8 protein-coding genes are annotated in these 11,318 nt (G+C 65.1%); 6 read left to right on the top strand and 2 right to left on the bottom strand.

Annotated elements, in window-relative coordinates; all coding sequences use genetic code 11:
- The first annotated feature begins 147 nt into the window (after positions 1-147).
- From V2S85_RS23320 to V2S85_RS23345, 6 genes are all read left to right on the top strand, one after another.
- On the top strand, positions 148-1,026 hold the full coding sequence (locus V2S85_RS23320; protein WP_330705194.1) for a LysR family transcriptional regulator: 879 nt from the start codon (positions 148-150) through the stop codon (positions 1,024-1,026).
- A 378-nt stretch (positions 1,027-1,404) separates the two neighbouring features.
- Positions 1,405-2,178, top strand: coding sequence for a universal stress protein (locus tag V2S85_RS23325; protein WP_330705195.1), 774 nt, complete (start codon positions 1,405-1,407; stop codon positions 2,176-2,178).
- 553 nt (positions 2,179-2,731) lie between these two features.
- Entirely contained in the window at positions 2,732-5,041 is a 2,310-nt protein-coding gene (locus V2S85_RS23330; RefSeq protein ID WP_008829708.1) for a CDC48 family AAA ATPase, read from the top strand.
- 264 nt (positions 5,042-5,305) lie between these two features.
- Entirely contained in the window at positions 5,306-6,268 is a 963-nt protein-coding gene (locus V2S85_RS23335; RefSeq protein WP_330705196.1) for a beta-1,6-N-acetylglucosaminyltransferase, read from the top strand.
- An 11-nt stretch (positions 6,269-6,279) separates the two neighbouring features.
- Positions 6,280-6,420, top strand: coding sequence for a hypothetical protein (locus tag V2S85_RS23340; protein ID WP_330705197.1), 141 nt, complete (start codon positions 6,280-6,282; stop codon positions 6,418-6,420).
- Positions 6,420-6,668, top strand: a complete 249-nt coding sequence (locus tag V2S85_RS23345; RefSeq protein ID WP_330705198.1) for a hypothetical protein — start codon at positions 6,420-6,422, stop codon at positions 6,666-6,668. The genes V2S85_RS23340 and V2S85_RS23345 overlap by 1 nt, the downstream gene beginning before the upstream one ends.
- A gap of 533 nt (positions 6,669-7,201) precedes the next feature.
- On the opposite strand, the gene V2S85_RS23350 is transcribed toward V2S85_RS23345, so the two are convergent.
- Both V2S85_RS23350 and V2S85_RS23355 read right to left on the bottom strand, forming a co-directional pair.
- Positions 7,202-9,721 carry a TonB-dependent receptor gene (locus tag V2S85_RS23350; RefSeq protein ID WP_330705199.1) on the bottom strand — a complete coding sequence of 840 codons (2,520 nt, stop codon included), beginning with the start codon at positions 9,719-9,721 and terminating at the stop codon, positions 7,202-7,204.
- A 324-nt stretch (positions 9,722-10,045) separates the two neighbouring features.
- Positions 10,046-11,200, bottom strand: a complete 1,155-nt coding sequence (locus V2S85_RS23355) for a mechanosensitive ion channel family protein (protein WP_330705200.1) — start codon at positions 11,198-11,200, stop codon at positions 10,046-10,048.
- Positions 11,201-11,318: the final 118 nt, after the last annotated feature.

The following is an 11,318-nucleotide window of genomic DNA, read 5'->3' on the forward strand; positions in this document are numbered from 1 at the left end:
CCCACCCGGCCACCCAACGATAGTACCCTATGGGTGGCCGGGTGGGGGCGCGGGCCGGTGCCGCCTCTACTTCAGCAGACAAAACCTAGACACCTTCTCCCATCACGAATAGCGATTGTTTTTTATCAATTCTGATATGTAGCTATTATGAAACGCATCGCCCTGTTCCATCTCGAAACGCTGATGTGGATCGACCGGCTCGGCACCTTCGCGGCGGCGGCGCAGCGGCTGAACACCACGCAGCCCGCCATCTCCGCGCGCGTGCGCGAGATCGAGGAGCAACTGGGCGTGCCGCTGTTCCAGCGTGAGGGACGGCGCATGGTGCTCTCCGCGCGCGGACGGCGACTGGTGCAGGCGAGCGAGCCGCTTTACCACGGCCTCGAACAGGTGCTGCTGGAGGCGAGCGACTTCGCGGGCGCCACCGCCGCCGTGCGCATCGGCTCGGGCGAGATCGCGGCGGCCAGTTGCCTGCCCGCCTTTATCCAGGCCATCGAGCGCGACCGTCCCGGCGTCGCCATGGAGATCGAGATCGACCTCACCGCGCCGCTGCTCCAGCAATTGCTGGCGGGCACGCGCGACATCGTCTTCCTCGCCGGGCCGGTCGCGAGCCCGGGGATGCGCACGGCCTCGATCGGCTCGGTGGAACTGGTATGGTGCGCAGGCGCCGAAGTGGCGCAGGACGGCGGTTTCGCGAAGGCGCTGCCGGTCTGGTCCCTGCCCGATCACTCGCCGCTCCACGCGGTGACGCACGAGACACTGGAGGGCCACGGCATCGTCCCGCGCGCCCTGCACACCTGCAACAATGTGCGCACCCTCATCGAGATCGTCGCCAGCGGCCAGGGCGCCGCCGTGCTGCCCGAGACCATGGTGCGCGATCGCCTCGCCGCCGGACACTTGCATGAAATCCTCCCGCGCCCCCGGCATCACGTGCACTTCGAGGCCGCAATCCGCACCCGCGAACGCGACCCGGTGATCCTCGACCTCTTCGCGCGGGCGACGGAGCTGCGGATCGAGCCCGGCGCCTGACCCTTCGACAAGCTCAGGGTGAGCGGACTTGGAACATGATGAACTCCCATCGAATCGTCATTGCGAGCGAAGCGAAGCAATCTAGGGCAGTTTCGCCCCGCCCTGGATTGCTTCGCTTCGCTCGCAATGACGAAGGCGGTTCGATCCAATGTCATCGCGTTCTGACTGAATACCCTCAAACCCGCTCAGGCTGAGTGCTGACCCTGTCGAGGCCCTAAGCCCACGCCACCCGCACCTTCGTTTCAAACCATTTCCCTTGCGCCTTTCCCGCAACTCCGCGCCCCGCCATTCGTTTTACCAAAGCCCCATGTTTGATCCCGGTCATGGAAATCCCACCGCCACGGGTTAGCCTGAGGATGCCTAAGAGGGAGAACGACCATGCGCTCGATACTCGTCAACGCCGACCGCAAGCCGGGCAGCGATGCCCGCCTCCAGACCGCCGTGGACATCGCCCGGCGGGAGAACGGCCACGTCACCGTGCTCGTCGACACCCCCGTCTCGCGCTACATCGCGATGGACCCGATGGGCGGCAGCTACGTGATCTCCGAAGCGCTCGACAAGGCGCTGGAGGCCGACGACGAAGTCGCCGCCGCCGCCGAGACCCGCCTCGCAGGTGCGGGCGTGCCCTTCGAGGTGATCCGCTGCGAGGACGACCCCGTCACCGCCTTCGCCTATGCCGCCCGCCTTGCCGACCTGATCGTCGTCTCGCGCTCGGGCGGGCTTGCCGGAGACCTTGCCCTGCGTGCCCGCGCGCCGGTGCTCGCGCTGGCGGAAACGCCGCTCAAGGTGCCGGTCGGGACCGCCTGCATCGGCTGGGACGGCGGGGAGCAGGCCGCCGCTGCCCTGCGCGCCGCCGCGCCGCTGCTTGCGCAGTGCTCCACCGTCAAGCTGATCTGCGTGGTCGAGAAGGAAGGCGGCTTCCCCGCCACCGATGCCCTGCGCTACCTCTCGCGCCACGGCGTCAACGCCGAACTGGAGGAGCACGAGCGCGTCCACTCGACTCAGGAGACGCTGGCGGCCGCCGCGCAAGGGGCGGACCTCCTCGTCATGGGCGCCTACGGCAAGAATCGCGTGCGCGAGTTCCTGTTCGGCGGCGTGACCGAGTTCTTCCTCAAGGAGGAAACCGCGCCCGCCCTGCTCCTCGCGCACTGATCAGCGCCCGACATAATACCGTACGGCGCCGCCCCAAAAGGGTGCGGCGCCGCAGTTTTATGGCGATTCCGAGTGATATGCTGACCTTGGCAAGCACTTGACGCGCTGCAGCAGGCAAAGGATTGCAGCCCATCGCCCCGGCGTTGCGCGCTCACGTAAGCGTAAAGGTTAATCTGAAAGTCGGTTCATTATCATACATGGCGGAAACCCTGACATTTCGTTCAGGAAAGCGCCACTTGTGCAGCAATATGCAACCTTGGTTCACATTTTCGCAACACAACCTATCCTTTTCGCACTTGCACAAAAGCCGATTCGGCGGCATACAGACAGTGCCTTTCAGGCATCCTCTCCCAAAACTTCCACGGCCTGGTCGGAAACGACCGGGCCTTTTTTCTTGTCCGGGTAATGCGCGAATTCCGCCACTCGGAAAGGGAACACGCGCCGACTGTACGGGTTCGAATTGCATTCCCCGGTGGCGATACCCAGCTATCCTCCACCGACCGGTCGATCAGCACGATGACCGGCACGGGATCGAGGAAGGAACACCCCGCACATGGCGGATACCGAAACCAAAACCGAAGACCGCACCATCAAGCTGCAGGTCGCCGCCGCTCGTCAGGAAGAGAGCGGCCAGGGCATCGCCCGCCTGTCTCGCGCCGCATTGGGCGAGATCGGCGCCATGGAAGGCGACGTGCTCGAAATTACCGGCAAGGCCGTGACCGTGGCGCGCGCCGTGCTCGCCTACGACGAGGACGAGGGCCTCAGCGTCATCCGCCTCGACGGCCTCCAGCGCGGCAATGCCGAAGTCGGCTCCGGCGACCACGTCACCATCCGCAAGGCCGAATCGCGCCCTGCCCAGCGCGTCGTCTTCGCGCCCGCGCAGAAGGACATGCGCCTTCAGGGCCCCTCGGCCGCGCTCAAGCGCAACTTCTTCCAGCGCCCGATGGTGCAGGGAGACCTCGTCGCCACCACCGGCCAGCAGCAGGTCGCGGACATCCCGCCCCAGCTGCGCCGCATGTTCAACGCGCCCGCCTATGCGCTGACGCAGATCCGCCTCAACGTCGTCTCCACCACCCCGCGCGGCATCGTTCACATCGACGAGAACACCGAAGTCGAACTGCGCGAGGTCTTCGAGGAAGCCCACGACGCGCGCGGCGACGTCAACTACGACGATGTCGGCGGCATGAGCGACACCATCCGCCAGCTGCGCGAGATGGTCGAACTGCCGCTGCGCTACCCCGAACTGTTCACCCGCCTCGGCGTCGCCCCGCCCAAGGGCGTCCTGCTCCACGGCCCGCCGGGGACCGGCAAGACGCGCCTGGCACAGGCCGTCGCCAACGAGAGCGAGGCCAGCTTCTTCTCGATCAACGGCCCCGAGATCATGGGCTCCGGCTACGGCGAGAGCGAGAAGCACCTGCGCGAGATCTTCGAGGAGGCGACCAAGTCCGCCCCCGCGATCGTCTTCATCGACGAGATCGACTCGATCGCCCCCAAGCGCGACCAGGTCCACGGCGAAGCGGAAAAGCGCCTCGTCGCCCAGTTGCTCACGCTGATGGACGGCCTCAACAGCCGCGCCCACGTGGTCGTCATCGCCGCCACCAACCGCCCCGACGCCATCGACGAGGCCCTGCGCCGCCCCGGCCGCTTCGACCGCGAGATCGTCATCGGCGTGCCCGACGAGAAGGGCCGCCGCGAGATCCTCGGCATCCACACGCGCGGCATGCCGCTGAGCGAGCGCGTGGACCTGAACGAGCTGGCCCGCACCACCCACGGCTTCGTCGGCGCCGACCTTGCCGCCCTCGCCCGCGAGGCCGCGATCGAGGCGGTGCGCCGCATCATGCCCAAGCTCGACCTCGAGGCGCGCACCATCCCCGCCGAAGTGCTCGACAACCTGCAGGTCTACCGCGAGGACTTCCTCGCCGCCCTCAAGCGCGTCCAGCCCTCCGCCATGCGCGAGGTCATGGTGCAGGTGCCCAACATCGGCTGGGCCGACATCGGCGGCCTGGACGAAGCGCAGATCAAGCTGAAGGAAGGCATCGAACTGCCGCTGAAGAACCCGGAGGCGTTCCACAAGCTGGGCATCCGCCCGGCCAAGGGCTTCCTCCTCTACGGCCCGCCCGGCACCGGCAAGACCCTGCTGGCCAAGGCGGTGGCGAAAGAGGCCGAGGCGAACTTCATCTCGATCAAGTCCTCCGACCTGCTCAGCAAGTGGTACGGCGAAAGCGAACAGCAGATCGCCAAGCTGTTCGCCCGCGCCCGTCAGGTGGCCCCCTGCGTGATCTTCATCGACGAGATCGACAGCCTCGTCCCCGCCCGCGGCATGGGCGGCGGCGGCAGCGAACCGCAAGTCACCGCCCGCGTGGTCAACACCATCCTCGCCGAGATGGACGGGATGGAGGAACTGCAGTCGGTCGTCCTCGTCGGCGCCACCAACCGCCCGGCACTGGTCGACCCCGCCCTCCTGCGCCCCGGCCGCTTCGACGAACTGGTCTACGTCGGCACCCCCGACGCTCCGGGCCGCGAACACATCCTCGGCATCCACACCGGCAAGATGCCGCTGGCCGACGACGTGCGCCTGGGCGAGATCGCCGACCGCACCGAACGCTTCACCGGCGCGGACCTGGAGGACGTCGTCCGCCGCGCCGGCCTCATCGCCATCCGCAAACGCGGCGCGAGCGTGGAAGAAGTGACGATGCAGGACTTCGAGGAAGCCCTCGAAGACAGCCGCGCCACCGTGACCGAAGCCATGGAAGACGAATACCAGCGCATGAAGGGCGAGTTGAAAAAGCGCGCCATGGAAGTGACGCCGATCGGCTTTATCGCCCCGGGCATGGTGGAAAGCACACGCGAACGCAAGCACTGAGGGCAAGGGGTGGGGCGCGGCCTCACCCCCATCGCCGCCAAGCCGGCCAAAGTAAGGATAGTGATAAAACAGCCACTCCTTGTAGTATCTTGTATTATTGACCATATAACAGAGTGCGCCGCACCACTTCATCCCATGTGGTTCTGTCGGGCGTTGTCTCTTCGCTATCAAATATCGTTTTGATTGGTCTTCCTGAGACAGGAAACGCAATCGTCCTGCCCGGGGTCTCGACAGCCGGAAGGACGAACCGACGAGGCCTGCTTCATGATCGGCTACTTCCTGCTTGTTCACCGCTATCCGGCTCAATTCAAACGCCTCTTCAAGGCTATCTATCTGCCCGGCAATCAATACGTGGTCCATGTGGACAAGAGATCGGGTGCGGCACTGGCGAAGGAAATATCGGAATTTCTGGAACCTTTCGAGGGAGCGGAAATACTGGAGGCGAAAAATGCCCTCTGGGGTGGCTACAGCCTGGTAGATGCCGAGTTGAGAGGCATGGCACGGCTCCTCCAGATGGATTCGCGCTGGACACATTATATCAACTTGTCCGGCCAGGATTTCCCGATCAAGAGCCAGAACTATATCCGCCAGTTCTTCGCGGCAAATCCCGGAAAGCAGTTCATTCGCGCCCTCGACCAGCGGGCGGAGCGCCCAGATACCCTGAACCGGATCAGCCACCTGTTCGTCGAGGAACGCGACCGGATGATCGCCACGGGAATTGCCCGCCCCTTCCTCGAAGGCGACACGCCCTATATCGGCACGCAGTGGAAAGCCGTGACCCGCAGCTTCTGCGATTTCGTCTGCCATGATCCGCAAACGCAGCGCTTCAAGCAGTTCTACGGCAACAGCTTCATAGCTGATGAAGCGCTTTTCCAGACCGTGATGATGAACTGCGGCAAACATGGCACCGTCATGAACGACGACCTGCGAATGATTGACTGGGTTCCCGATGGCGACATCAAGCTGCGACCTCGCAATTTCGATATGGGTGACTTCGACCAACTGCGACGCAGCCCCAGCCTGTTCGCCCGCAAGTTCGACGCCGAAGACGATTCGGCACTTCTGTCGGCGCTTGAACGGCATCTGAAGACCCCGGCTGCCAATCGCTATCGGCCAGCGGCGCGTGCAATCTCGAGGGCAGTCGGTTCACCTGCCTCCTTTCCGGGTGCCGCTACCGCAGCTCCCGCCGTGCAAGCCGGCCCCGTCATCGAAAACGTCGCTTTTTAAAGGAACGCACAGTGGCTAAATCACAAAAGAAATCGAACCGCGAAATACGCAAGCCCAAGACGGCGAAGCCAAAGATCGACGCCTCGGCCGCTTCGGAAAAGCGCGGTGTGGTGCCGGGCCTTGAGCACATGAAGCGCCGGGATACCCGGTGATGCGGATTTCAGCGACTTTCTGCCGCGAACAGGAAGCCATCCAGAGGGCCAGGGCGATCAGCGAGCCCTTGCAAAGCCAGCGCGGGATTGCACTGGCTGCCGCCTCGGCCTGGAGCAAAAGGGCCATTGCCATCGATGAGAGAATCGCGGCTCCGGGCGCGCGGGACAAGCTGGATACGGCGATCGCGCTGGAATTTGCCCGTGAGGAGGCGACCCGCGACGATGTCGACGACGCTGACTCGACATAGCATTTTCCTACATCCCCCGCCCCGTCATACCCTCCCCGGCATGACCCAACCCCGCGCACCCAGATCGCCCCGTCGGAGCAACGCCGACTATCGTTGGACCAGAGCCAGGGTTCATGCCTTCGTCGCGGCGCTCGCTCGGACGGGAGGGGTTGCGGCGGCGGCGCAGGAGGTGGGGATGTCTCGCCAGTCGGCCTATCGCCTGCGCGCGCGGCTCGGGCCGCAGTTCGCCGAGGTCTGGGACGAGGGACTGGCCTGGGGCGCCCTCTTCCGGCAGGAGCGTCAAGCCGCACAAGGTGACACCTTTACACACAAGGTTACACCACAAGGTGACACTTTTCCCTCTGGACCGTGTAAACCGTGTAAACCTGCGTCACCTTGCACACCGCCGAGCGCAGGGCACGACGACGACAGTAACGGGAGCGCGAGGAGTCCTGAGCCTGTCGAAGGGCCCTCGCATGTTCTCCCCTTCCTGAAACGAAGAAGGGCGCCCCGGCCGAAACCGGGACACCCCCTCTCCACCGATCCGCGAGGGATCAGAACTGCATGTTGATCGAGCCCGAGATCGTGCGCGGGGCGCCGATGTAGGCGTAGACGGCCGAGGTGTTGGACACGCCCGCATCGTCGAAGCCGCCGACGTAGAACTTGTCGAACAGGTTGGTGACGTTGAACTGCAGGTAGGTCTTCTCGCCCATGCCGAGGAACCCGGCGTTGAGGCGCGCGTCGAGGTTGACGGTGGTGTAGGCCGGAACCTTGGCGCCGTACACTTCGACCCCGGCGGTGGTGTAGACCGGGGTGTTCAGGTCGTTGTAGTACCGCGCGCCGGTGCGCTTGGCCTCGACGCCGACGGACAGCGGGCCGAACTCGCCCTGCACGCGGCCGCCCAGGGTGTAGTGCGGGATGGCGCCTTCCATGTTGCCCGAGGTGTCGGCGTACGTGCTGGCGCCGGTCTGGACGTCGTCCTTGATCTTCGACCAGAGGTACGAATAGAAGATCGAGGCCGAGAAGTGGCTGTCCGGCTGGACCGCAAGGCTGGCATCGATGCCGTAGCGCTCGACCTTGCCGAGGTTGGTGTAGATCGAGGTCTGCGTGTCCGGGTCGTAGGCCGAGGACAGGCGGTTGCTGAAGAGCGTGTACCAGCCGCCCAGCGATCCCTGCAGGATACCGCTGTGGTAGCGCACGCCGAGGTCGAAGTTGTCCGTGGTCTCGGGCTTCGCCGCCGAATCGCCGTCGTAGTAGAACGAGTTGTAGAGGTTGTCGGTGCCCGGAACCTGGAGGCCCTTCGAGTAGTTGGCGAAGGCGGTGACGGCCGGGGCGACGTCGAAGGTCGCGCCGATGTTCGGCAGGGCGCGGGTGTACGAGAACGTCTTGTGCATGGCGCCGGTGTAGGTGGTGCCGAGCGAGGCGAGGTAGGCCTCGTAGGTCGCCTGGTCCTCGGCGTTGCTGCCGAAGCAGGTGACGCTGCCGCTGGCGCTGGTGGTCAGGCAGTTCTGCGTGAGGTTGCGGCGCAGGTTCTTGAGCGCAAGGCCCGCGTTGATCTTCAGCGCGCCGAACTCGCCCGAGTACTCGCCCGAGATCTGATGCAGGATCGCGTAGGACAGGCGGTCGCGCTTCTGCAGGACGTTGCCGTCGGCATCGACCAGCGGATTGTCGTTGTTGAAGTAGGACGAGGCGAAGCCGTTGCTGTTGACATAGCCCAGCTCGCCGGTCTGGCGGTGGCGGCCGCGATCCCAGGCGTAGGAAACGCGGAAGCGCTGAGTGTCGCTGAGGTCGTAGATCAGCGAGGCGAGAACGCCGAGGCGCCAGGTCTCGGTCTGGCTGGGGGCGGAGAGGAGCACGGTGTCGAGCGTGTCGCCGTCGCCGTTGAGATCGACGCCGCCGAAGTACGGGGTGCCGCCGATGTAGCCGCTGATCGCCGAGACCGGGTTGGCGGTCGTGCCGGTGTACGAGCCTTCCTTGGCCGAGACGGTGCCGCCGCCGTTGGCCGAGGTGTACTGGATGTAGGGATCGACGGTCAGGGTCAGGCGGTCGCTCAGCGTGAACTTGGAGTTCATGCGGATGTTCCAGGTGCGCGACGGGTTGTAGCGCCACTCCCACGAGGAACCGCAGGTGGTCGCCGCGTCGGCCACGCCGGTGACACCGGCAGCCGCGGTGCAGTTGTCGAGCGAGTAGTCGTCACGCTCGGCCTTGCTGGTCGGGAAGCGGCCCGAACTGCTGGAATTGACGCCGGTGTTGTTCGGATAGGCATCGGTGACGAGGCGGACCGAGGGGTAGTAGTTGTTGTGGTTGACGTTGTAGTGGCCGGCGAGCGAGATGAAGTCGCCATTGTCGCCCAGCGGCTGGTAGATCTTGGCGTTGAGCTGGGTCTTGTCGATCTTGCCGACGCCGCCGTAGGCGACGTCATACGTGTCCTTCGAGGCCGCGAACCAGGCGCGGGTGCCCGACGAGTTCAGGTCGCCGGTGTTGATCATCCCGAAGATGCGCATCTTGTTGTAGTCGCCCAGGGTGCCGACCATGCGCGCGCCGAATTCGTGATCGGGCACGATCGAGCGGTAGTTCACCGTCGATCCCGAGGCCGAGGCGGTGGGCGAATCGACGTCGGTGGTGCCCAGGTTCACGTTGACCTGCTCGATCAGCTCGGGGTCGAGCATCTGGTTCGAGTAGATCGCGTAGTTGCCGGTATCGTTGAGCGGGATGCCGTCGAAGGTCTGCGAGATGCGGCTGTCGTCGAAGCCGCGGATCATCAGCGTGCCGCCCGAGGAGCCGTAGCCGTCGTTGTTCTGGAAGCTGACGCCGGGCATCATGTTGATGATGTCGTCCACCGACTGCCCGGGGGTCTGGCGGGCGATCAGCTCCTGCGTCATGACCTGCTTGGCCTTGGGGGTGTCAGGAATCTTGAGGCCCGCGATGCCGTTGTCGACCTTGCCGGTGACGACGATCTCGGAGTTCTCGAAGTCGAGCGAGCCGGTCGACTGTGCACGCGCGGGGGCGGAGCCGAGCGCGCAAGCGACGGCGGCGCTCGCCGCGGTGGCGGCGAGCAGGCGATACTTCTGCATGTGAAACACGACCTCAAGCTGGCCCCTCGCGGGGCGTCAATGGCGCGGGATCATCCCGGTTGAGGAAGCTCGATCGTCCGCCAACGGCCGTCTTCGATGGCAGCCCGTAACCCGCTGCCGGGACCGGCATAAACAAAGCTATGTGACGGTTTCAAGACACACTGGTGCACGAAAGCATCGCGCGGGCAGCGCTGTGGCGCCCTCGCCACATTTGTTGCAAGCGCGCTGATATAGAGCTGAAATATATCGATAATGGTTACAGAGCGCGACAAATCGGTCGGTGCCCTGATGCCTGGCACCTCGGTCCGAATCGCTCGGCTGTGGTCAATGGGGCGATCGTGACTCGCGACCGTTGCCGTTCGCCATAGTGCCGGTCAGCACCTCGACCATGGCGGGCGCCGGGCTCAGTTCCATTGGCGCGACATGCAACTGGCGGCGGCGGGCGATGGCTTCGGGCTGTTCGCGGCGGATCCAGTCCATCATGCCCTCGCGGATTTCGCAGCGCAGGTCGAACAGGGTGGGGCCGTCACGCGCGCTCATCAGCAGGCGCACCTCGAGGGTGGCGTCGCGGCAGTCTGTGACCTGCAGTATTTGCGCGCGCCGGTCCCACAGGCGGTGGGCCTTGATCTGGCGGGTGTATTCCTCACGGATCGGGCCGATGTCCACGCCCTGGTCCAGATACAGGAACACGGTGCCGAGCAATTGCGAGGTGGTCTTGGTCCAGTTCTGGAAGGTGTCCTCGAGGAAGCGGTTGGAAGGGACGACAAGGCGGCGGTCGTCCCACAGGCGCACGACGACGTAAGTGGTGCGGATGTCCTCGATGCGGCCCCATTCGCCGTCGAGGATGATGACGTCGTCGATCGAAATCGGCTCGGTCATCGCCATCTGGATGCCCGCGATCAGGGCCTTCAGCGCAGGCTGCGCGGCGGCGCCGACAGCCAGCGCGGCAAGACCGGCAGAGGCCATCAGGGTAACGCCGATCTCCTTCACGCCGGGGATCGAGGCGAGCATGCCCGAGATGGTCAGGAACACGATCAGGAACGTGCCGAGGCGGCTCATGATACCAAGACGCGTGCGGCGGCGGCGGGCGTTGCGGTTGTTCTCGACGGTGATGTCGGCCCGCAGGATCATCGCCTCGATGAAGGCGCGGAAGATCGCGATGGCCACCCAGCCGGTAAGGAGCGGCATCACGAAGGGGGCGAAGCGCTCCCACACCGCATCGAGCGCCGGAGCCTCACGCGCGGCGAAGACCACGCCGATGGAGACGAAGGCCCAGCGGGTAGGCCGTTCGAGCCGGTTGACGACGAGGCCGTCCGCATCGCTGGTGCTCCCCCGTGCCACCCGGACAAGGGCGCGGAACAGCACGGCGTGGATCACCAGTGCAAGCACCACGCCGATCAGCGCGGCGAGGATGGCGACAACGGGCCGCTCAGCCCAGTTCGGAAGGCCCGCGATGTGGCTCTCGATGAAGTCGATCATGGGGAGCAAACGATGCTGCAGTGCAGCAGTTTCGCAGGTGGTCGTGGTTTTTGCCCGGCCCACCCCCAGCCCCTCCCGCAAACGGGAGGGGAGAGGATCGGAAACAGCCCTCCCGCTT

This window comes from Novosphingobium resinovorum (assembly GCF_036352595.1).
Classification (GTDB): Bacteria; Pseudomonadota; Alphaproteobacteria; order Sphingomonadales; family Sphingomonadaceae; genus Novosphingobium; species Novosphingobium resinovorum_B.